This window comes from Brachybacterium nesterenkovii (genome assembly GCF_900163655.1).
Lineage (GTDB): Bacteria > Actinomycetota > Actinomycetes > Actinomycetales > Dermabacteraceae > Brachybacterium > Brachybacterium nesterenkovii.
In genome coordinates, this window is record NZ_FWFG01000116.1 from 38,223 (window position 1) to 58,327 (window position 20,105).

Here is a 20,105-nt window from a genome sequence, read left to right on the forward strand (position 1 = left end):
CGTGTCCGGTCCCGCGCCCCAGGGCGCTGGAGCCGAGCGGCGGAGAGAGAACCGGCGAGACGCAAGGAGAACTGAGTGATTCAGCAGGAGTCGCGACTGAAGGTCGCCGACAACACGGGTGCCAAGGAGATCCTCTGCATCCGCGTTCTCGGCGGCTCCGGTCGCCGTTACGCCAGCATCGGCGACACCATCGTGGCGACCGTTAAGGACGCCATCCCCGGTGGCAACGTGAAGAAGGGCGATGTCGTCAAGGCCGTCGTCGTGCGCACCACCAAGGAGCGTCGGCGCGCCGACGGCTCCTACATCCGCTTCGACGAGAACGCAGCGGTGATCCTGAAGGGCGACGGCGAGCCGCGCGGAACGCGCATCTTCGGCCCCGTCGGTCGCGAGCTCCGCGACAAGCGCTTCATGAAGATCGTCTCGCTGGCACCGGAGGTGCTGTGACATGGCAAAGATGAAGATCAAGAAGGGTGACCTGGTCCAGGTCATCACGGGTCGCACGAGCGACGCCGACAAGGCCGCGAAGCGCGAGCTCGCCGCCGGCGACAAGGGCAAGCAGGGCCGGGTGCTCGAGGTCTACCCCGAGGCGCAGAAGGTCCTCGTCGAGGGCGTCAACCGTCGCACCCACCACCTCAAGGCCAACCCGGCCGGCGGCGCGGGCGGCATCGAGCAGCGCGAGGCGCCGATCCACGTGTCCAACGTGGCGCTGGTCGACCCGGAGGACAACAAGCCCACCAAGGTCGGCTTCCGCGTGGAGACCGTGGAGCTGGAGAACGGCCGCACCAAGCAGGTGCGCGTCCGCTACGCCAAGCGCTCCGGGAAGGACATCTGATGACCGAGACGAGCACCCAGGTGCGGGAGCTCCCGCGCCTGCAGCAGAAGTACCGCGACGAGATTAAGGGCGCGCTGACCGAGCAGTTCGGCTACGGCAACGTCATGCTCATCCCGGGCCTGACCAAGATCGTCGTCAACATGGGTGTCGGCGAGGCCGCTCGCGACTCCAAGGCGATCGACGGCGCGATCCGCGACCTGGCCTCCATCACCGGCCAGAAGCCGCAGGTCACGCTGGCCCGCAAGTCCATCGCGCAGTTCAAGCTGCGCGAGGGCATGCCGATCGGCGCCCACGTGACGCTGCGCGGCGACCGCATGTGGGAGTTCCTGGACCGTCTGCTGTCCACGGCGCTTCCCCGCATCCGCGACTTCCGCGGCCTGAGCCCCAAGCAGTTCGACGGCAACGGCAACTACACCTTCGGTCTCACGGAGCAGGTCGTGTTCCACGAGATCGACCAGGACAAGATCGACCGGACCCGCGGCATGGACATCACGGTCGTCACCACCGCCAAGACCGACGACGAGGGACGCGCGCTGCTCAAGCTGCTCGGCTTCCCCTTCAAGGAGAACTGACATGGCAAAGACCGCTCTCATCAAGAAGCAGGAGGCGAAGCCGAAGTTCGGCGTTCGCGCCTACACCCGGTGCCAGCGCTGCGGCCGTCCGCACTCCGTGTACCGCAAGTTCGGGCTGTGCCGCGTGTGCCTGCGCGAGATGGCTCACCGCGGTGAGCTCCCCGGCGTCACCAAGAGCAGCTGGTAAGGACTATCGCCACAGGTCCTGTGCGGAAGCACAGGAAACCGCGGTGAGGAAGAAGCAAACGACATGACCATGACCGACCCGATCGCGGACATGCTGACGCGGATCCGTAACGCCTCCGGGGCGTACCACGACACCGTGTCCATGCCGTACTCGAAGTTGAAGTCCCGTATCGCGGACATCCTGAAGGCCGAGGGCTACATCCTCGACTGGCGCGAGGAGGAGGCCGAGGTCGGCTCGACTCTCGTGCTGGAGCTCAAGTACAGCAGCAGCCGTGAGCGCGCCATCTCGGGCATCCGCCGGATCAGCAAGCCCGGCCTGCGCGTGTACGCCAAGTCGACCAATCTGCCCAAGGTGCTCGGCGGCCTGGGCGTGGCCATCCTGTCCACGTCCTCCGGCCTCCTGACCGACAAGCAGGCAGCGCAGAAGGGTGTGGGTGGGGAAGTCCTCGCCTACATCTGGTAAGCGGAAGAGGAGAGGCGAAATGTCCCGCATCGGACGCCTGCCGGTCGCAGTGCCGGCCTCTGTCCAGAACGTCACCATCCAGGACCGGACCGTCACGGTCACGGGCCCCAAGGGCGAGCTGAAGCACGTCGTGCCCTCGCCCCTGACCGTCGAGCGCGCGGAGGACGGCACCATCGTCGTCCACCGCCCGGACGACGAGCGCGAGAACAAGGCCCTGCACGGCCTCACGCGCACCCTGATCGCGAACATGATCACCGGTGTCACCGACGGCTTCACCAAGAAGCTCGAGATCGTCGGCACCGGCTACCGCGTCACCGCCAAGGGCACGGACCTCGAGTTCGCGCTCGGGTTCTCCCACCCGGTCGTCATCAAGGCGCCCCAGGGGATCACCTTCGCGGTCGAGACGCCGACCAAGTTCTCGGTCAGCGGCATCGACAAGCAGCAGGTCGGAGAGGTCGCGGCGAACATCCGCAAGCTCCGCAAGCCCGAGCCGTACAAGGGCAAGGGCGTGCGCTACGCCGACGAGGTCGTCCTGCGCAAGGCCGGAAAGGCTGGTAAGTGATCATGGGTTACGCAAGCAAGCACTCCGTCGGCGGCCGCGGCAGCCGACTGCGCGCCCGTGGACGCCGTCACCTGCGCGTAGGCCGTCGTGTGGTGGGCACCCCGCAGCGCCCCCGCCTGGTGGTCACCCGCAGCCAGCGCCACGTGTTCGTGCAGATCGTGGACGACTCCAAGGGCATCACCCTGGCGTCGGCCTCGACCATGGAGAAGGACCTGCGTGCGGCGAGCGAGACCAAGTCCGACAAGGCCCGCTCCGTCGGCGCCCTCGTCGCCGAGCGCGCCAAGGCCGCCGGCATCGACGCGGTCGTCTTCGACCGCGGCGGCAACAAGTACCACGGCCGTGTGGCCGCCGTCGCCGACGGCGCCCGCGAGGCCGGGCTGACGCTCTGATCGCCCCCGGACAGGAGAAGAGGATCTGATATGGCTGCACAGCAGCGAAGCAACGGTCCCGCGGCCTCCGGCCGGCGGGACGACAACACCAGCAGCAACGATCGCGGCACCGGTCGCGGCGACCGCCAGGGCGGGCGTCGCGGCGAGGGCCGCGGCGGCCGCAACCAGGAGGCCGAGAAGTCGGCGTTCCTCGAGCGCGTCGTGAGCATCAACCGCGTGTCGAAGGTCGTCAAGGGCGGCCGGCGCTTCTCGTTCACGGCCCTCGTGGTCGTGGGCGACGGCGACGGCACTGTCGGCGTCGGCTACGGCAAGGCCAAGGAGGTCCCCGCAGCGATCTCCAAGGGTGTCGAGGAGGCGAAGAAGAACTTCTTCCGCGTCCCCCGCATCCAGGGCACGATCGTCCACCCGGTCCAGGGCGAGCAGGCAGCGGGCGTCGTCCTGCTGCGTCCGGCCGCTCCGGGAACCGGCGTGATCGCCGGCGGTCCGGTGCGCGCGGTGCTCGAGTGCGCCGGCGTGCACGACGTGCTGTCCAAGTCGCTCGGCTCGACCAACGCGATCAACATCGTGCGGGCGACCATCGCGGCGCTCCAGCAGCTCGAGGAGCCGGAGGCCGTCGCGGCTCGTCGCGGTCTCCCCGTCGAGGACGTCGTCCCGGCCCCGCTCCTGCGTGCGCAGGCCGCGGGCCGCGCCGCCGCCCGCGCCGAGAAGGTGGGTGCGTGATGCAGCTGAAGGTGACCCAGACCCGCTCGGAGATCGGCGGCACCCAGCCCCAGCGCGCCACGCTGCGAGGCCTCGGCCTCAAGCGCATCGGCGACACGGTGGTCAAGGAGGATCGTCCCGAGATCCGCGGCATGATCCGCGCCGTCACCCACATGGTGACGGTCGAAGAGGTGAAGTGACGATGACCGAGAACAACCCGATCAAGCTCCACGACCTGCGCCCCGCGCCCGGCGCCAAGACCGCGCGCACCCGCGTCGGCCGTGGTGAGGGCTCCAAGGGCAAGACGGCCGGCCGCGGCACCAAGGGCACCAAGGCCCGGTACCAGGTCAAGGCCGGCTTCGAGGGCGGCCAGATGCCGCTGCACATGCGCCTGCCGAAGCTGCGCGGGTTCACCAACCCGTTCCGCGTCGAGTACCAGGTCGTGAACCTGTCGGCGCTGGCCGAGGCCTTCCCCGAGGGCGGCGACGTGACCGTCGACGACCTCGTGGCCAAGGGCCTGGTCCGCAAGAACCAGCCGGTGAAGGTGCTGGGCTCCGGCGACCTGAGCGTCAAGCTCGACGTCACCGCCCAGAAGTTCTCCGCCTCGGCGGAGCAGAAGATCACTGCGGCGGGCGGAACCGTCACGGTCGCGTGATCGACCCCTTTTTGACGGGGCATCGCGGCGCACAATAGCCTGTGCCGCGGTGCCCCGTCGCCGTTTTCGACCCCTGAGGAGGGCTCCGTGAAGAACGCCTTCATCCGCGCGTTCAGCACCCCGGACCTGCGATCCAAGATCCTGTTCACGCTCGGGCTGCTGGCGATCTACCGGCTGGGCGTGTTCATCCCGACCCCGGGGTTCGACTACACCACGGTCAAGCAGTGCGCGACCGACGCCATGCAGGGTGACTCCGCCGGGCTGCTGGGCATGGTGAGCCTGTTCTCGGGCGGCGCGCTCCTGCAGCTGTCCGTCTTCGCCCTCGGCGTGATGCCCTACATCACCGCCTCGATCATCATCCAGCTGCTGCGCGTGGTGATCCCGCGCTTCGAGGCCCTCCACAAGGAAGGCCAGTCGGGCACCGCGAAGCTCACGCAGTACACGCGCTACCTGACCATCGGACTGGCCGTCCTGCAGTCGACGACGATCATCACCCTCGTCCGCTCCGGCGGCTTCTTCCCCAACTGCTCGCCGACCGCGCTGCTGCCCGACCAGTCCGCCCTGATGCTGCTGCTCATGGTGCTGACGATGACCGTCGGCACGGTGCTCATCATGTGGATGGGCGAGCTCATCACCGAGCGCGGCGTCGGCAACGGCATGTCCCTGCTGATCTTCACGTCGATCGCCGCCTCGTTCCCCGGGGCGCTCACGCAGATCTGGAAGCTGCAGGGCCAGCTCACGTTCTGGCTCGTCATGCTCGTGGCCGTGGTGGTCATGGTCGGCGTCATCTTCGTCGAGCAGTCCCAGCGCCGCATCCCCGTGCAGTACGCCAAGCGCATGGTGGGGCGCCGCACCTACGGGGGCGCCTCGACCTACATCCCGATCAAGGTGAACCAGGCCGGCGTCATCCCCGTCATCTTCGCGAGCTCCATGCTCACGGTCCCGCAGCTCATCGCGCAGTTCGGGGACCCCTCGGCCTCCTGGGTCCGCTGGATCATGGACCATGTCGTCCAGGGCCAGAACTTCTCTTGGATCCACACCCTGCTGTACACGGGCCTGATCATCTTCTTCGCCTTCTTCTACACGTCGATCACCTTCAACGCCGAGGAGATCGCCGACAACATGAAGAAGTACGGCGGCTTCATCCCGGGCGTCCGCGCCGGGCGCCCCACGGCGCGCTACCTGCAGTACGTCATCAACCGCATCCAGACCGCGGGCGCCATGTACCTCGCGGTCATCGCCCTGATCCCGATGCTCGCCCTCGTGTTCCTGGGCACGAGCCAGAACTTCCCGCTGGGAGGCGCGTCGATCCTCATCATCATCGGCGTCGGCCTGGACACCGTGAAGCAGATCGACGCCAAGCTCCAGCAGCACCATTACGAAGGGATCCTCCGCTGATGAACCAGCCCGCCGCCGCCCAGACCCCCGAGCAGCCCGGCTCCGCGCAGCCCGCCCCCGCCCGTCGCCTCCTGATCGTCGGACCCCCCGGGGCCGGCAAGGGCACCCAGGCCGCGCGCATCGCCGAGTCCCTCGCGATCCCCGCCATCTCCACCGGCGACATCTTCCGCGCCAACGTGGGCCAGCAGACCGAGCTGGGCGTGCTCGCCAAGTCGTACATGGACAAGGGCGAGTACGTGCCCGACTCGGTCACCAATGACATGGTCGACGCGCGCCTGCACGAGGCCGATGCCGCCGACGGCTTCCTGCTCGACGGCTACCCCCGCACCCTCGCGCAGGTCGATGCCCTCGATGCGATGCTCGAGCGCCTGGGCACCTCCCTGGACGCCGTGGTGCTCCTGGAGGTCGACCTCGAGGAGGTCGTCGGGCGCCTCGTCCAGCGCGGCCGCGAGCAGGGCCGCTCCGACGACACCGAGGAGACGATCCGCCGCCGCATTGAGGTCTACACCGAGCAGACCTCCCCGCTGATCGACGTGTACGAGAAGCGCGGACTGGTGCGCCGGGTCGACGGCATGGCCTCGATCGACGCGGTGACCGCCGCGATCATGGAGGCGCTGGGCGCGTGAGCCCCCGACTGCGCGCCCCCCGTCTGCAGCTGAAGACCCCCGAGCAGATCGCCCTCATGCGGCGCTCGGGGCTCCTGCTGTCGCAGGTGCACGACATGCTGAGCGAGAGCCTGCGCCCCGGCATCACCACGGGCCGCCTCGACGAGCTCGCCGAGGATATGATCCGGGACCACGGCGCGACCCCGAACTTCCTGGGCTACCAGGGGTACCCGAGGACGGTGTGCATCAGCGTCAACGAGGAGGTCGTCCACGGCATCCCCGGGGAGCGCGTGCTCGAGGAGGGGGACGTCGTCTCGATCGACGGCGGCTGCATCGTCGAGGGCTGGCACTCCGATGCGGCCCGCACGCACATCGTCGGCGCGCCGCGCAGCGCGGCCGACGAGGCGCTGGTGGCCGTCACCGAGCAGTCGCTGTGGGCGGGCATCGCCGCGCTCGCGAGCGCGAGGCGCGTCGGGGAGGTCGGCGCCGCGATCGAGGACTTCGTCGACGACGCGATGACCGACGGCTGGCACGGCCCGGCCCTCTCGCACCTCGAGGGCTTCGGCGGCCACGGTATCGGGACCGCGATGCACATGGAGCCCGACGTCATGAACTACCGCACGCACGACAAGGGCCCGAAGATCGCCCCGGGCCTGTGCGTGGCGATCGAGCCCATGCTGATCCAGGGGCCGGGCGACTGGCGCATGCTCGAGGACGACTGGACCGTGGTGGCCACGGGCGGCGGCCGTGCCGCGCACGCCGAGCACTCCGTCGCCGTGACCGAGCACGGCGTGCTCGTGCTCACCGCGGCCGACGGGGGAGCGGCCGAGCTGGCCGCGCGCGGGATCGTCGCAGCCCCCGACCCTCTGGTGGCCTGACCCGGGCGGTTCGCGTCGTACTGGTGCACGCCATCGCGTGACGCACGCGACCTCCCCGGCCCCTGGGCCGGGTCGCGGTGGACGTGTAAGATTGACCCTCGGGTGTCCTCCGCGCGCGTCAAGAGGCTCCCGCGCACGAGCGAGTCTCGAGCGCCCCGTGGATCTGCGGAAGCGGACCGCTCGACCCCTCGCGGCGAGCCCGGTCCGGAGGGTCACGGGACGCTCCCCCTCTCGTGGACCGAAGAAGACGCGATGCTCTGTCCCCGCACGGCGGGAGCAGGAGATAGGGGATCCATGGCCAAGAAGGACGGCGTCATCGAGGTCGAGGGCACGGTGACGGAGGCGCTCGCCAACGCGCGCTTCCGCGTCGAGCTCGACAACGGGCATAAGGGCCTCGCGCACATCTCCGGGAAGATGCGTCAGCACTACATCCGGATCCTGCCCGAGGACCGCGTGGTCGTCGAGCTGAGCCCCTACGACCTCGACAAGGGCCGCATCGTCTACCGCTACAAGTGACCTGCGCACGCGCCCGCGTTGCACAGGACCGGTCCGCCTCGCGGCGGGCCCGGACGTGAGAAGGAAGAAATGAAGGTCAAGCCGAGCGTCAAGCCGATCTGCGACAGCTGCAAGGTGATTCGTCGCCACAGCGTCGTCATGGTCATCTGCAAGAACCCGCGCCACAAGCAGCGCCAGGGCTGATCGCCCCGGCGTCGCATCCGGGGCCCCGGCCCCGGTGACGCACCGGCCGCATGCGGCCACCCGCCCCTCGGGGCACGACAACACAAGAGACGTCACCGCCCCTCGGAGGAGGGGACACCCGCAGGACGGAGGCTGCGGCGCATCGACGGGCGACATGCCGGATGCGAGGGGACGGATCAGGCCTCCGCGACAGTAGGAGAACACTGCCATGGCACGACTTGTGGGAGTCGACCTTCCGCGCGACAAGCGCCTCGAGGTCGCCCTGACGTACATCTACGGCGTGGGCCGCACCCGCGCCCTGGAGACCCTGGAGGCCACCGGCGTCTCCGGCGACCTCCGCGTCCGCGAGGTCAGCGACGAGCAGCTCGTCGCGCTCCGCGACCACATCGAGGCGAACTACCAGGTCGAGGGCGATCTTCGCCGCGAGGTCGCCGCCGACATCCGCCGCAAGGTCGAGATCGGTTCGTACCAGGGCCTGCGCCACCGTCGTGGCCTGCCCGTCCGCGGTCAGCGCACCAAGACCAACGCCCGCACCCGCAAGGGCCCCAAGCGCACGGTCGCCGGCAAGAAGAAGGCCCGCTGATTCAGCTGGCCCGTCCGGACCAGAAGCTCTCCGCCGCCGCCACCGAGCGTGATGCGCGCGGCACACCGATCACCTGAACCCACCCGAGGAGTTCTGCCGCATGGCACCCAAGACCCGCCAGGCCTCCGGCGCGCGCAAGCCCCGCCGCAAGGACAAGAAGAACGTCGTCAACGGCCAGGCCCATATCAAGAGCACGTTCAACAACACCATCGTGTCGATCACCGACCCGACCGGTGCCGTCATCTCCTGGGCCTCCGCCGGCCAGGTCGGCTTCAAGGGCTCGCGCAAGTCGACCCCGTACGCCGCGCAGATGGCCGCCGAGGCCGCCGCTCGCCGCGCCCAGGAGCACGGCCTCAAGAAGGTCGACGTCTTCGTGAAGGGCCCGGGCTCGGGCCGCGAGACCGCGATCCGCTCGCTCACCGCGGCGGGCCTCGAAGTCGGCTCCATCCAGGACGTCACGCCGCAGGCCCACAACGGCACCCGTCCGCCCAAGCGCCGCCGCGTCTGATCCGGGCGTCGGTCGGCACGGGGGAGCGGGCACCGTCCCGCCTCCGCGTTCCGGCCGACGCACCGCGATCGTGCCCATCCACCCCTTCTGAGGCCACCACCCCTCCCGAGCGTCATATGGCGGACGCTCCCAGAAAGGAACCACCGTGCTCATTGCACAGCGCCCCACGCTGACCGAAGAGGTCGTGTCGGACAACCGCTCCCGGTTCGTCATCGAGCCTCTCGAGCCCGGCTTCGGCTACACGCTCGGCAACTCGCTGCGCCGCACCCTGCTGTCCTCGATCCCCGGCGCCGCGGTCACCTCGATCCGCGTCGACGGCGTGCTGCACGAGTTCAGCACCATCCCCGGGGTCAAGGAGGACGTCACCGAGATCATCCTCAACATCAAGAACCTCGTCGTCTCCTCGGAGAACGACGAGCCCGTCGTGATGTACCTCCGCAAGGAGGGCGAGGGCGAGGTCACCGGCGCCGACATCACCCCGCCGGCCGGGGTCGAGATCCACAACCCCGAGCTGCAGATCGCCACGCTCAACAGCGCCGGCCGTCTGGAGATCGAGCTCATCGTCGAGCGCGGACGCGGCTACGTGTCCGCCGCCCAGAACAAGGGCGTCGACGCCGAGATCGGCCGCGTGCCGGTCGACTCGATCTACTCGCCGGTCCTCAAGGTGACCTACAAGGTCGAGGCCACCCGCGTCGAGCAGCGCACCGACTTCGACCGTCTGATCGTGGACGTCGAGACCAAGCCGGCCATCACCCCGCGCGACGCCGTCGCGTCCGCGGGCAAGACCCTGGTCGAGCTGTTCGGCCTGGCCCACGAGCTGAACGAGGAGGCCGAGGGCATCGAGATCGGCCCGTCGCCGACGGATCAGGCGCTCGCCGCCGATCTGGCGCTGCCGATCAACGACCTGAACCTCACGGTCCGCTCGTACAACTGCCTCATGCGCGAGGGCGTCCACACCGTGGGCGAGCTGACCGCGCGCAGCGAGGCCGACCTTCTGGACATCCGCAACTTCGGGCAGAAGTCCATCGACGAGGTCAAGGCGAAGCTCGCGGAGCTGGGCCTGTCGCTCAAGGACTCCCCGGCCGGGTTCGACCCGTCCGCCGCGCTGGGGTCCTACGACGACGACTTCGGCGACCAGTACTGACCTCATCTGATCTAGGAGAACGATCATGCCTGCACCCACCAAGGGCGCTCGCCTCGGCGGATCCCCCGCTCACGAGCGGATGATCCTGGCGAACCTCGCCACCGAGCTGTTCCGCCACAAGGCGATCACCACCACCGAGTCGCGCGCCAAGCGCCTGCGCCCCCTCGCGGAGCGCCTCGTGACCCAGGCGAAGAAGGGCGATCTCGCCTCCCGCCGCCGGGTTATGCGCACCGTGCGCGACAAGGGCGTCGTCTACTCGCTGTTCGAGGAGATCGCGCCGACGTTCGCGGAGCGCCCGGGCGGCTACACCCGCATCACCAAGGTCGCGCCCCGCAAGGGCGACAACGCGCCGATGGCCGTCATCGAGCTCGTGACCGAGGCCTACTCGGCCAAGCAGTCCGTGGTCAAGGAGGCCGAGGGCGCCGCGAAGAACGCCGCCAAGGCCGACGAGACCCCCGCCGCGCTGGTCGACACCGCCGCCGCGGAGGACGAGAAGGCCTGAGCCTCCTCTCCGACTCCGCTCGACGGGCCGCGATCCTCACGGATCGCGGCCCGTCGCGCATGCGGCGCCGTTCAGCTCACGCGCGGGGGCGTGCGTGCGGCGCCGTGCCTCGGTGATGTGACCAGGTGCACGAGAGTTCGCGGGGTCTTGACCATCCCGTTGCCCGAACCGGGAAAGCGCGCGGGCACAATGGGCTCCGTCCGCCCCGGACGTCCCCGCGGCCGGGTGGGCGATCCCCGCTTCCCCTCTCCCCGGAGCACGTCATGTCCCCCTCCCATCCCGTCCGCCCCCTCCCGTCGGTCCGTCGGCGCGTGCTCCTCGGCCTCGGCGCCGCCGCCGTCCCCGCGGCCGTGCTCGGCCTCCCGGAGGTCGCCGACGCCGTCCCCGCCGGGCCCGGTGCGCCCGCGGAGCCCGTGCTGCCGCTCGAGCCGGTCGATCCGGCGGTCACCGGCGGCGAGACCGTCATCCTCGATCAGGTGCTCGCGGACCTCGCGCCCGTCACGGACGACCCGGACGGCCCGCTGCGGCGCATCGAGGACGTCGCCGCCACGATGATCGGCTGCACGTGGCAGGGCGAGGCCCCCGAGGAGGTGTGGGTCCGCGGCCGCGCCGAGGACGGCACCTGGTCCCCGTGGCTCGAGGCCGAGCGCGCCTTCGACCCGGAGACGGGCGATGCCGCCGACGGCACCGAGCCCTCCTGGCTGGGCGGCTCCTTCGCCGTCGACGTGCGCGCCTCCCGCGGCGGCGAGGACGTCTCCGGCGAGCTCACCGCGCACATCGTCACCACCTCCCCCCGCAAGCAGGACGACGGGACCGCGCTGTTCACCGCCGGGGCCGGCGTCGGCGCGACGGGCCGCGTCGGCGTCGTCGGCGCGATCTCCTCGACGGCGGGCACCAGCATCGGGCCCAACGCGCCGACCGTCATCTCCCGCGCGCAGTGGGGAGCCGATGAGTCCCTCGTCCGCTCGGTGTCCACGAGCTCCTCGCTCAAGGGCGTGGTCCTGCACCACACGGCGGGGGCGAACTCCTACAGCCAGGCGGAGTCGGCCCAGCAGGTGCGCGGCATCCTGAGCTACCACACCAAGACGCTCGGCTGGTCGGACATCGGCTACAACTTCCTGATCGACCGCTACGGCCAGGTCTTCGAGGCCCGCCACGGCGGGATGATCAACAACGTCGTCGGCGCCCATGCGCTCGGCTTCAACACCGGCACCTGCGGGATCTCGGTCATGGGCGACTTCACCTCGAGCGCCCCGCCGCAGGTCGCGATCGACGCCGCGATGTCGGTGGCCGCATGGAAGCTGCTGGGCACGATGCGCGCCGACATCTCCGAGAAGGTTTCCTACACCGTCGGCATCTCCGGGACGCGCTTCCCCAAGGGGTCGACGCAGTCGCTGCCGCGGTTCTACGCGCACCGCGACGTCGGCACCACCGCCTGCCCCGGCGCCGCGTTCTACGGCCGCATGTCGACCATGCGCACGGATCTGCAGCGCCGTATCGACACCGGCTGGCGAGGCCACTTCGACGCATTCCGCACGGCGGGCGGAGGCGACGTCCTCGGCTCGGTCAAGAAGGTCGCCCACCCGAAGGGCTCGTACACGCTCACGGTCCTGACCAAGGGCATCATCCTGTCCGATGGGCTCAAGAACTCCGTCGCCTACGCGACGCCGTTCGCGGACTCGTGGAAGCCCGAGTGGGGCCGGCCGACCTCGGAGGCTTCGGAGGTCTCGGGCGTCACGCGTCAGCGGTTCGAGCACGGGACCGCCGTCCTCCAGGGCGGTAACGTCACGTTCTCGACGCAGCGCTTCAGCGACGTCCCCCCGAGCATGATGTTCGCGGCCGAGATCGAGGAGATCGCCGCCCGGGGCATCACGACCGGCTACCCCGACGGCACCTACCGGCCGGCGGCGTCGATCAACCGCGATGCGATGATCGCGTTCATCCACCGCGCCAAGGGGTCCCCGTCGTCCACGCCGCCAGCGCGCTCGCCGTTCCGGGATCTGACGCCGTCGACGATGTACTACAAGGAGATCTGCTGGGCGCTGGACCAGGGCATCACGACGGGTTATCCGGACGGTACGTATCGTCCGACGGAGCCGGTCGAGCGCGGTGCGGTCGCGGCATTCCTCCACCGCTGCGCTGGATCGCCCACGGTGTCGACCGGAGGCCAGCGGTTCAGCGACGTGCCGGTGAGCCATCAGTTCTTCCGGGAGATCTCCTGGCTCGTGAGCGCAGGGATCACCACGGGGTGGCCGGACGGCACGTTCCATCCGGAGGCTGCGATCAACCGTGATGCGATGGCGGCGTTCATGGTGCGGTGGCTCAAGGCCACCGGGGCATGACCGACGGCCGTGCGCTCCGCGTCGCGCTGCTGTGCGACGTCGACCAGAGCGTCTACCACGTCGGCGACGAGGCGATCGGGCTGGCCGGCGCCCAGCGGCTGGGGGCGCACGGATTCGACGTCGTCATGGTCTCGCGGGGCGAGAAGTACGGCCCCGAGGGGACCGTGCCCGCCGAGGCGATCGAGGCGCTGACCTTCCCCTGGCCCGAGCCCGACCGCGAGCGGTACCTCGACGAGATCACCCGCGTGCTCGCGGGGGAGCCCGGTGCCCTGCCGCCCGAGGACAAGCTGCATCGCATCATCGAGCAGATCCGCGGGGTCGACGCCCTCGTGATCGGCGGCGGAGGCAGCCTGAACTCCCGCTACGGCTGGCTCCTGTACGAGCGCGCCGCGACGGCGCTGGTCGCGGCGGCGCTCGGCAAGCCCGTCGTCCTGACCGGTCAGAGCGTCGGACCCGACCTCACGGTCACGGATGCCGAGGTCCTCGGACGGCTGCTCGACGCGTGCGTCCTCGCAGGCGTGCGGGACGCCGACTCGCTCGCGCTCGCCCGCGCGATCCGCCCGGAGCATCCCGCGCTCGTGCAGACCGTCGACGACGCCGTGCTGCTCGAGGGCCTCGACGACGTCGGGCTCGCCGAGCGCATTTCCGTGACCGTAGGATCGGACCCGGGCTCCCTGCCCGCCGACGATCTCGTCGCGGTCATGGCCGCCGTCGTCGACGGCCTCGCGGACCGCACCGGCGCCGAGATCGAGCTCGTGCCCCACATGGCCGATCCCGACACCGGCGGCAGCGACCTCGACATGCACGCGCGCATCGCCTCCCGCCTGCGCCACGATGCCGCGCAGCTGCCCATCCGCCCCGCCGAGGAGACGGCGCGGCGCCAGGCGGGCTCCGCCTGGATCGTGACGACCCGCTTCCACCCCGTCGTGTTCGGCACCGCGTCCGGGGCAAGCGTGCTCGCGCTGCCGATGAACCGGTACGGGCGCAGCCGCGTCGACGGCGCCCTCGCCAACGCCGGCTGGTCCGGCGGCTCGGTCCCGCTCGCGGCGCTCTGGGATCCGGCGACCGGCGGGGCATCCGCCCTGCTCGACCCCGTCCTCGACGCGCTCGTCGCCCGTGCCGAGCGCGAGCGCGAGCACCTGCGCGCCCGCCGGACAGGGGTGCGCGCCGACGCCGCGGCATGGTGGGACCGGATCGCCGGGGCCCTGCGCGGCGAGGGAGCCGGATGCGCACCCGCCCTCCGCGGCCCCGCCCCCGTGCAGCGCTTCGACGACGACCTGCGCGCGGCGCTCGCACCGTACCGCGCCGTCGAGCAGGCGGAGCGGAGCGCACCGGCGACCGTCGGCATCGTGATGCGCACCCAGGACCGGACGGTGATGCTCGATCGCGCCGTGCGCGACGTCCTGTCCCAGACCTGGGCCGACTGGCATCTCGTGATCGTCGACGATGCGGGCTCGGACCCCGCAGGCGTCGTCGCCGTCGTCGCCCGCTACGCGCATGAGGCCGCTGGGCGCATCACCGTCCTGCATCGCGATCGTTCGACGGGGATGGAGGCCGCGAGCAACGCCGGGATCGCCGCGACGGCGACGGAGCTGCTCGCGATCCACGACGATGACGACACCTGGCGGCCGACGTTCCTGCAGCGCACTGTCGCGCATCTGCGCGCGCATCCCGAGCAGCCGGCCGTCGTGGTGCGCACCGAGATCGTGCATGAGCACCAGGAGGGCACGACGCTGGTCGAGGACGAGCGCTTCGTCGTGAACCCCGAGCTCACCGGGATGCACCTCGTGGACTTCATGGCGCTGAACCGGACCACGCCGATCGCCGTGCTGCACCGCCGGGCCGTGCACGATGAGGTGGGCCTGTTCCGCGAGGACCTCCCCGTCGTGGGCGACTACGAGTTCCACTTGCGCCTGCTGGCCCGGGGACCGATCGGCTTCCTGGATCTGCCGCTCGCCGAGTGGCGTCTGCGCCCGAGCGCCTCGGGCACAGCGAGCAACTCGATGTTCGCGGCCGCCGACGCCCACACGGAGTTCGACCGTGTCCTGGCCGACGAGCATCTGCGCCCCTGGGTCGCCGAGCACGGGCTCGGCCTGCCCCTGTTCATCTCCCGCGCCGTCGAGGAGCGCGTGGGGAAGGCCCTGTCCCCGCTGCATGAGCAGAACGAGCGGCTGCTCGCACTGCTCGAGGAGACCACGGCACGTCTCTCCATGCTCGAGGAGGTCGCGCGCCACCAGCAGGTCCGTCTCGATGAGCGCAGCGCCGTCGACCTCACGCGGCGCGCGGCCCGCTCCGCGCGCACCGGGATGCACCGGGCGGTGGGGCTGCTCCGCCGGAACTGAGACAGCCCCGCCCGCATGACGGACGGGGCGGCGCCTGTCAGGCGAAGCGGCCCGGCAGGGTCTCCTCGCGCAGCGCGCGCAGCTCGTCGACGCCGAACGCGCCGATGCCCTGGATCTCGAGCGCATCCCCGGTGGTCACGCCGATGCGGACCATCGGCAGGGCGCGGGCGGTGCACATGTCGGTGAAGCGGACCTCCTCGCTGCGGGGGACCGCGACGATCGCGCGCGCCGAGGACTCCGAGACGAGCGCCATGAACGGGTCGATCCCGTCGCGGGCGCAGAGGTCGTCGAGCACGATGCGGGCGCCGACGCCGAAGCGGCAGCAGGACTCGACGAGGGCCTGGACGAGGCCTCCCTCGGAGAGGTCGTGCGCCGCATCGGCCATCCCGTCCCGGGAGGCGGCGACGAGCACCTCGCCCAGCACCTTCTCGGCGGCCAGGTCGTCGATGGGAGGCATGCCGCCCAGGTGGGCGTGGATGACGTCGGCCCAGGCGCTGCCGGAGAGCTCCTCGCGGGTGGTGCCGAGCGCGAAGATCGCCAGGCCCTCGGCCTGCCAGCCCGAGGGGGTGCGGCGGTTGACGTCGTCGAGGACGCCGAGGACGCCGATGACGGGGGTCGGGTGGATCGCCGAGTCGATGCGCCCTACCTCGCCCGTCGAGTTGTACAGCGAGACGTTGCCGCCGGTGACGGGCACGCCCAGCTCCTGGCAGCCGTCGGCGAGGCCGCCGATCGCCTCGACCAGCTGCCACATGGGCCCCGGGTCCTCGGGGGAGCCGAAGTTCAGGCAGTCGGTGACGGCCAGCGGGACGGCGCCCGCGGTGGCGACGTTGCGGTAGGCCTCGGCCAGCGCCAGGCGGGCGCCGGTGCGGGGATCGAGCTTGGTGTAGCGGCCGTTGCCGTCGGTCGCGAGCGCAACCCCGCGGCCGGTCTCCTCGTCCACCCGCAGCACGCCCGCGTCATCGGGCATCGCGAGCGCGGTCTGCCCGCCGACGTAGCGGTCGTACTGATCGGTGATCCAGTGGCGCGAGCACAGGTTCGGGGAGGCGACGAGCGTGCGGATCTGCGCGGCGATCTCCTCGGGGGACTGCGCGCGGGGGAGGTCCTCGGCGCGGTCGGCCTGCAGGGCGTCCTGCCAGTCGGGGCGGGCGTAGGGGCGCTCGTAGGTGGGGCCGCCGTGGGCGACCGTCACGGGGTCCACGTCCACGATGCGACGCCCGAAATGGTCGATGGTGAGGCGGCCGTCGCCGGTGACCTCGCCGATCACGGCGGCCTCGACGTCCCAGCGGCCCGTGATCGCGAGGAAGCGCTCGAGCTTCTCGGGAGCGACGACGGCCATCATGCGCTCCTGCGACTCGCTCATGAGGATCTCGCCGGCACTCAGCGTGGGGTCGCGCAGCAGCACGTTCTCGAGGTCCACGTGCATGCCGGAGCCGCCGTTGGAGGCCAGCTCGCTCGTGGCGCAGGAGATGCCGGCGGCGCCGAGGTCCTGGATGCCCTCGACCACGTCGGCCGCGAACAGCTCGAGGCAGCACTCGATGAGGACCTTCTCCATGAAGGGGTCGCCCACCTGGACGCTCGGCCGCTTGACCGGGCCGCCCTCCTCGAAGGTCTCCGAGGCGAGGATGGAGGCGCCGCCGATGCCGTCGCCGCCGGTGCGGGCGCCGAACAGCACCACCTTGTTGCCCGGGCCGGTCGCGGACGCCAGGTGGATGTCCTCGTGGCGCAGGACGCCGACGCACAGGGCGTTGACGAGGGGGTTGGTCTGGTAGGCGGCGTCGAAGACGGTCTCGCCGCCGATGTTGGGCAGGCCCAGGGAGTTGCCGTAGCCGCCGACGCCGCCGACGACGCCGTGGACCACGCGCGCCGTGTCATCGGCGTCGATGGCGCCGAAGCGCAGCTGGTCCATGACCGCCACGGGGCGCGCGCCCATCGCGATGATGTCGCGGACGATGCCGCCCACGCCCGTCGCCGCGCCCTGGTACGGCTCGACGTAGGAGGGGTGGTTGTGGGACTCGACCTTGAAGGTCACCGCCCAGCCGTCGCCGATGTCCACGACGCCCGCGTTCTCGCCGATGCCCACGAGCAGGTGCTCGCGCATCTCCTCGGTGGTCTTCTCCCCGAACACCTTCAGGTGAACCTTGGAGGACTTGTAGGAGCAGTGCTCGGACCACATGACTGAGTACATGGCGAGCTCAGCGTTCGTGGGGCGGCGCCCCAGGATCTCCCGGATCCTCGCGTACTCGTCGTCCTTGAGGCCGAGCTCGGCGTAGGGCTGGGGCTGGTCCGCGGTGGCCGCGGCGAGCTCGACCGTGTCGAGGTCGCCGCCGTCGGAGGGCGCGGTGGACGGGCTGGCGGGGGGAGGAGTCATCGCTGCGTGCGCATCCGTTCGGTGATGTCGGCCGGGACGCGCTCATCCTACGGGGCCGGTCCCCTCCCCGCCCTGCCCGTTCAGCCCTTCCGGTGGGTCCGCTTGAGCGCCTTCTCGCTGATCGGCGCGTCGGCGCGAGCGCGCTCGGAGCGGGCGTGGGCGGCGGCCTCCGCCTGGCGCTCGCGCTCGGCCCCCAGGGCGATGGGCGCGCGCACGTGCTCGGGCTGCAGGTCGAAGGCGGCGACGAGGTCGAGCGCGTGGGGGCGCAGGCGCCACAGCAGGCGCCGGATGTCGCGCGCGACGGTGCGGCCCCGCTGGAGCGACATCATGCCGTCGAGGAGGAACCAGGCGAGGTCGTCGTGGATGACGGTGAGGCCGAAGAGGTCGCGCAAGTCGGTCAGCACGGCGCGGGTGCCGTCGTCGGCCACCGCGCCGACCGCGCTCGAGAAGGCGCGCCAGCGCACGAGGTCGGCGTGGGCGCGGGCGGCGTCCAGCAGCTCCACCTGGTGCTTGTTGACGATCGCCGCGGCCTCGGCGGGCTCCTTGCCCGCGGCCGGGCGCAGCGCCAGGGCCACCTCCTCGACCTTCACGCGGGCCCGCTCGGAGAGCATCTGCTCCTGGAACTCGGGCAGGCGCAGCGACTCGGAGGAGCGGCGCGGGCGGCCCGCATCCGCGGCGCTCTGGACCAGGCGGTTCCAGGGCGTGTGGCGGCGCGACAGGGTCTCCGCGCGCTGGGCGATGTAGCGCCCGATGCCCGCGCGGTCGATGCTGCGCAGCTCCCCGGTGTAGTCGGCCAGCAGGCGCTTGCTCACGAGCTGCAGCAGCACCGTGTTGTCGCCCTCGAAGGTCGCGTACACGTCGAGGTCCTGGTGCAGGCCCACCAGGCGGTTCTCGGCGAGGAAGCCCTGGCCGCCGCAGGCCTCGCGGCACTCCTGGATCGTGTCGAGCGCCAGGCGCGTGGAGGTCGGCTTGAGGGCGGCGGCGAGGGTCTCGAGGTCCTCGCGGGCCTCGGGGGAGTCGCCGCGGCCGGAGAAGACGTCGTCGAAGGCGTGGAGCAGCTCCTCGTGGGCGAAGGCGCCAGCATAGGTCGCGGCGAGCTTCGGCAGCAGGCGTGCGAGGTGGCTCTGGTAGTCCAGCAGGACGGTCTCCTCGGTGGCCGAGGCGCCGGTGAACTGGCGGCGCTGGCTCGCATAGGTGATCGCGATGTGCAGGGCCAGCTGGGCGGCCCGGTTCGCGGAGCCGTCGAGGGAGACGCGGCCCTGGACCAGGGTGCCGAGCATCGTGAAGAAGCGGCGCCCGGGGGAGTCGATCGGCGAGGTGTAGGTGCCGTCGGGAGCGACGTCGCCGTAGCGGTTCAGCAGGTTCGTGCGGGGGATGCGGACGTCGTCGAAGGCCAGGCGCCCGTTGTCGATGCCGTTGAGGCCGCCCTTGGGGCCGTCGTCCTCGCTGCGGACGCCGGGCAGGAGGTTCCCGTCCTCGTCGCGCACGGGCACGTAGAAGCAGTGGACGCCGTGGTCGACGCCCCGGGTGATGAGGCGGGCGAACACGGTCGCGGCGCGGGCGTGCAGGGCGGCGTTGCCCAGGTAGTCCTTCCAGGCGGCGCGGAAGGGCGTGCGGATCACCCACTCCTCGGTCTCCGGATCGTAGGTCGCGGTCGTCGCGAGCGACTGCACGTCCGAGCCGTGGCCGATCTCCGTCATGGCGAAGGCGCCGGGGGTCTTCAGCGACATCGCGTCGGGGATCCAGCGCTCGTGGTGCTCGGCCGTGCCCAGCTGCAGGATCGCCGAGGTGAACAGGCCCCACTGGACGCCGGCCTTGATCTGCAGGGACGGGTCGGCGACGACGAGCTCGGCGAAGGCGGCGACGTTGCCGCCGTTGTCGTTGGGCCCGCCGAGCGACTCCGGGAGCATCCGATGGGACATCTCCTCGGCCGCGAGCAGGTGCATCTGCTCGAGCACGCGGGCGCGGTGCTCGGCGACGGTGACGTCCTCGGGGCGGTGCAGCTCCGGGCGGCGCGCGCTCTCGCGGGCGGCGCGGCGCACATCGGCCCAGTCGCCCAGCAGCATCTCGGTCACGAGGCCCACGTCGAGGCGCGGCGCCCCGGACGGGGGTACCGGGATCGGGCCGGTCGGGGCAGGGACGCGGCGGCGGGTCTCAGCGGCCTGGGCGGCGGAGGCCGGGGCGGTGGTGCTCTGCGCGGCGGTCGCCGTGGTGCGGGCGGTCGGTGCGGTCATCGGGGATCCTCCTCGGAGCCGGCGGCGATGCCGGCGATGAGCCAGGCGACGAGGCTCTCGGTGAGCTCGTCGGGCGTGGGACGGGACGGGGACGCTGTCCCTTATACACATCACCGCGCCCACGAGACGCGTAGTAATCTCGAA

23 protein-coding genes are annotated in these 20,105 nt (G+C 71.1%); 21 read left to right on the forward strand and 2 right to left on the reverse strand.

What is annotated here, in order from left to right; all coding sequences use genetic code 11:
- The first annotated feature begins 75 nt into the window (after positions 1 to 75).
- The 21 genes from rplN (at position 76) to FM110_RS13490 (ending at position 15,359) form a co-directional block, all read left to right on the forward strand.
- The gene (gene rplN, locus FM110_RS13390) at positions 76 to 444 is read left to right on the forward strand and encodes a 50S ribosomal protein L14 (protein ID WP_087105247.1); all 369 of its coding nucleotides are present in this window, start codon (positions 76 to 78) and stop codon (positions 442 to 444) included.
- A 1-nt stretch (position 445) separates the two neighbouring features.
- Positions 446 to 832, forward strand: a complete 387-nt coding sequence (rplX, locus tag FM110_RS13395; protein WP_087105248.1) for a 50S ribosomal protein L24 — start codon at positions 446 to 448, stop codon at positions 830 to 832.
- Complete coding sequence (gene rplE / locus FM110_RS13400) at positions 832 to 1,404, forward strand: 50S ribosomal protein L5 (protein WP_087105249.1); 573 nt, start codon at positions 832 to 834, stop codon at positions 1,402 to 1,404. The genes rplX and rplE overlap by 1 nt, the downstream gene beginning before the upstream one ends.
- Before the next feature lies 1 nt (position 1,405).
- Complete coding sequence (locus FM110_RS13405; RefSeq protein WP_087105250.1) at positions 1,406 to 1,591, forward strand: type Z 30S ribosomal protein S14; 186 nt, start codon at positions 1,406 to 1,408, stop codon at positions 1,589 to 1,591.
- Between the two features lie 63 nt (positions 1,592 to 1,654).
- On the forward strand, positions 1,655 to 2,053 hold the full coding sequence (gene rpsH, locus FM110_RS13410) for a 30S ribosomal protein S8 (protein WP_087105251.1): 399 nt from the start codon (positions 1,655 to 1,657) through the stop codon (positions 2,051 to 2,053).
- A 19-nt stretch (positions 2,054 to 2,072) separates the two neighbouring features.
- The gene (gene rplF / locus FM110_RS13415; RefSeq protein ID WP_087105252.1) at positions 2,073 to 2,615 is read left to right on the forward strand and encodes a 50S ribosomal protein L6; all 543 of its coding nucleotides are present in this window, start codon (positions 2,073 to 2,075) and stop codon (positions 2,613 to 2,615) included.
- A gap of 2 nt (positions 2,616 to 2,617) precedes the next feature.
- Entirely contained in the window at positions 2,618 to 3,004 is a 387-nt protein-coding gene (rplR, locus tag FM110_RS13420) for a 50S ribosomal protein L18 (RefSeq protein WP_087105269.1), read from the forward strand.
- 30 nt (positions 3,005 to 3,034) lie between these two features.
- Entirely contained in the window at positions 3,035 to 3,724 is a 690-nt protein-coding gene (rpsE, locus tag FM110_RS13425; RefSeq protein WP_087105253.1) for a 30S ribosomal protein S5, read from the forward strand.
- Entirely contained in the window at positions 3,721 to 3,903 is a 183-nt protein-coding gene (gene rpmD / locus FM110_RS13430; RefSeq protein WP_159458095.1) for a 50S ribosomal protein L30, read from the forward strand. The genes rpsE and rpmD overlap by 4 nt, the downstream gene beginning before the upstream one ends.
- A 2-nt stretch (positions 3,904 to 3,905) precedes the next feature.
- A complete protein-coding gene (gene rplO / locus FM110_RS13435) occupies positions 3,906 to 4,358 on the forward strand; it encodes a 50S ribosomal protein L15 (RefSeq protein WP_159458096.1) in 453 nt (150 codons plus the stop codon).
- 87 nt (positions 4,359 to 4,445) lie between these two features.
- The gene (secY, locus tag FM110_RS13440) at positions 4,446 to 5,756 is read left to right on the forward strand and encodes a preprotein translocase subunit SecY (RefSeq protein ID WP_087105255.1); all 1,311 of its coding nucleotides are present in this window, start codon (positions 4,446 to 4,448) and stop codon (positions 5,754 to 5,756) included.
- Positions 5,756 to 6,382 carry an adenylate kinase gene (locus tag FM110_RS13445; protein ID WP_087105256.1) on the forward strand — a complete coding sequence of 209 codons (627 nt, stop codon included), beginning with the start codon at positions 5,756 to 5,758 and terminating at the stop codon, positions 6,380 to 6,382. Before secY ends, FM110_RS13445 begins: the two co-directional genes overlap by 1 nt.
- Positions 6,379 to 7,239 (forward strand): type I methionyl aminopeptidase, encoded by an 861-nt coding sequence (map, locus tag FM110_RS13450; protein ID WP_087105257.1) that lies wholly within the window; start codon positions 6,379 to 6,381, stop codon positions 7,237 to 7,239. The genes FM110_RS13445 and map overlap by 4 nt, the downstream gene beginning before the upstream one ends.
- Before the next feature lie 294 nt (positions 7,240 to 7,533).
- Positions 7,534 to 7,755, forward strand: coding sequence for a translation initiation factor IF-1 (infA, locus tag FM110_RS13455; protein WP_087105258.1), 222 nt, complete (start codon positions 7,534 to 7,536; stop codon positions 7,753 to 7,755).
- 69 nt (positions 7,756 to 7,824) lie between these two features.
- Positions 7,825 to 7,938 carry a 50S ribosomal protein L36 gene (gene rpmJ, locus FM110_RS13460; RefSeq protein ID WP_087105259.1) on the forward strand — a complete coding sequence of 38 codons (114 nt, stop codon included), beginning with the start codon at positions 7,825 to 7,827 and terminating at the stop codon, positions 7,936 to 7,938.
- 208 nt (positions 7,939 to 8,146) lie between these two features.
- Positions 8,147 to 8,521 carry a 30S ribosomal protein S13 gene (rpsM, locus tag FM110_RS13465; protein WP_087105260.1) on the forward strand — a complete coding sequence of 125 codons (375 nt, stop codon included), beginning with the start codon at positions 8,147 to 8,149 and terminating at the stop codon, positions 8,519 to 8,521.
- Between the two features lie 100 nt (positions 8,522 to 8,621).
- Positions 8,622 to 9,029: a 30S ribosomal protein S11 gene (gene rpsK, locus FM110_RS13470; protein WP_087105261.1), complete on the forward strand. Its 408-nt coding sequence runs from the start codon at positions 8,622 to 8,624 to the stop codon at positions 9,027 to 9,029.
- Positions 9,030 to 9,174: 145 nt separating this feature from the next.
- Positions 9,175 to 10,173: a DNA-directed RNA polymerase subunit alpha gene (locus tag FM110_RS13475; RefSeq protein WP_087105262.1), complete on the forward strand. Its 999-nt coding sequence runs from the start codon at positions 9,175 to 9,177 to the stop codon at positions 10,171 to 10,173.
- 25 nt (positions 10,174 to 10,198) lie between these two features.
- Positions 10,199 to 10,675, forward strand: a complete 477-nt coding sequence (gene rplQ / locus FM110_RS13480) for a 50S ribosomal protein L17 (protein WP_087105263.1) — start codon at positions 10,199 to 10,201, stop codon at positions 10,673 to 10,675.
- Between the two features lie 263 nt (positions 10,676 to 10,938).
- Positions 10,939 to 13,017 (forward strand): S-layer homology domain-containing protein, encoded by a 2,079-nt coding sequence (locus FM110_RS13485; RefSeq protein WP_087105264.1) that lies wholly within the window; start codon positions 10,939 to 10,941, stop codon positions 13,015 to 13,017.
- A complete protein-coding gene (locus FM110_RS13490) occupies positions 13,014 to 15,359 on the forward strand; it encodes a polysaccharide pyruvyl transferase family protein (RefSeq protein ID WP_087105265.1) in 2,346 nt (781 codons plus the stop codon). Before FM110_RS13485 ends, FM110_RS13490 begins: the two co-directional genes overlap by 4 nt.
- A gap of 37 nt (positions 15,360 to 15,396) precedes the next feature.
- Here FM110_RS13490 and purL read toward each other — a convergent pair whose 3' ends face one another.
- Together purL and FM110_RS13500 are read right to left on the reverse strand one after the other, a co-directional pair.
- Positions 15,397 to 17,727: a phosphoribosylformylglycinamidine synthase subunit PurL gene (gene purL / locus FM110_RS13495; protein ID WP_087105266.1), complete on the reverse strand. Its 2,331-nt coding sequence runs from the start codon at positions 17,725 to 17,727 to the stop codon at positions 15,397 to 15,399.
- A gap of 80 nt (positions 17,728 to 17,807) precedes the next feature.
- Positions 17,808 to 19,961: an acyl-CoA dehydrogenase family protein gene (locus tag FM110_RS13500; protein WP_087105267.1), complete on the reverse strand. Its 2,154-nt coding sequence runs from the start codon at positions 19,959 to 19,961 to the stop codon at positions 17,808 to 17,810.
- Positions 19,962 to 20,105: the final 144 nt, after the last annotated feature.

Coding starts and splice junctions, on each gene's coding strand:
- rplX (WP_087105248.1), top strand. CDS start 446: ATGGCAAAGATGAAGATCAAGAAGGGTGACCTGGTCCAGGTCATCACG.
- rplE (WP_087105249.1), top strand. CDS start 832: ATGACCGAGACGAGCACCCAGGTGCGGGAGCTCCCGCGCCTGCAGCAG.
- FM110_RS13405 (WP_087105250.1), top strand. CDS start 1,406: ATGGCAAAGACCGCTCTCATCAAGAAGCAGGAGGCGAAGCCGAAGTTC.
- rpsH (WP_087105251.1), top strand. CDS start 1,655: ATGACCATGACCGACCCGATCGCGGACATGCTGACGCGGATCCGTAAC.
- rplF (WP_087105252.1), top strand. CDS start 2,073: ATGTCCCGCATCGGACGCCTGCCGGTCGCAGTGCCGGCCTCTGTCCAG.
- rplR (WP_087105269.1), top strand. CDS start 2,618: ATGGGTTACGCAAGCAAGCACTCCGTCGGCGGCCGCGGCAGCCGACTG.
- rpsE (WP_087105253.1), top strand. CDS start 3,035: ATGGCTGCACAGCAGCGAAGCAACGGTCCCGCGGCCTCCGGCCGGCGG.
- rplO (WP_159458096.1), top strand. CDS start 3,906: ATGACCGAGAACAACCCGATCAAGCTCCACGACCTGCGCCCCGCGCCC.
- FM110_RS13445 (WP_087105256.1), top strand. CDS start 5,756: ATGAACCAGCCCGCCGCCGCCCAGACCCCCGAGCAGCCCGGCTCCGCG.
- infA (WP_087105258.1), top strand. CDS start 7,534: ATGGCCAAGAAGGACGGCGTCATCGAGGTCGAGGGCACGGTGACGGAG.
- rpmJ (WP_087105259.1), top strand. CDS start 7,825: ATGAAGGTCAAGCCGAGCGTCAAGCCGATCTGCGACAGCTGCAAGGTG.
- rpsM (WP_087105260.1), top strand. CDS start 8,147: ATGGCACGACTTGTGGGAGTCGACCTTCCGCGCGACAAGCGCCTCGAG.
- rpsK (WP_087105261.1), top strand. CDS start 8,622: ATGGCACCCAAGACCCGCCAGGCCTCCGGCGCGCGCAAGCCCCGCCGC.
- rplQ (WP_087105263.1), top strand. CDS start 10,199: ATGCCTGCACCCACCAAGGGCGCTCGCCTCGGCGGATCCCCCGCTCAC.
- FM110_RS13485 (WP_087105264.1), top strand. CDS start 10,939: ATGTCCCCCTCCCATCCCGTCCGCCCCCTCCCGTCGGTCCGTCGGCGC.
- FM110_RS13490 (WP_087105265.1), top strand. CDS start 13,014: ATGACCGACGGCCGTGCGCTCCGCGTCGCGCTGCTGTGCGACGTCGAC.
- purL (WP_087105266.1), bottom strand. CDS start 17,727: ATGACTCCTCCCCCCGCCAGCCCGTCCACCGCGCCCTCCGACGGCGGC.
- FM110_RS13500 (WP_087105267.1), bottom strand. CDS start 19,961: ATGACCGCACCGACCGCCCGCACCACGGCGACCGCCGCGCAGAGCACC.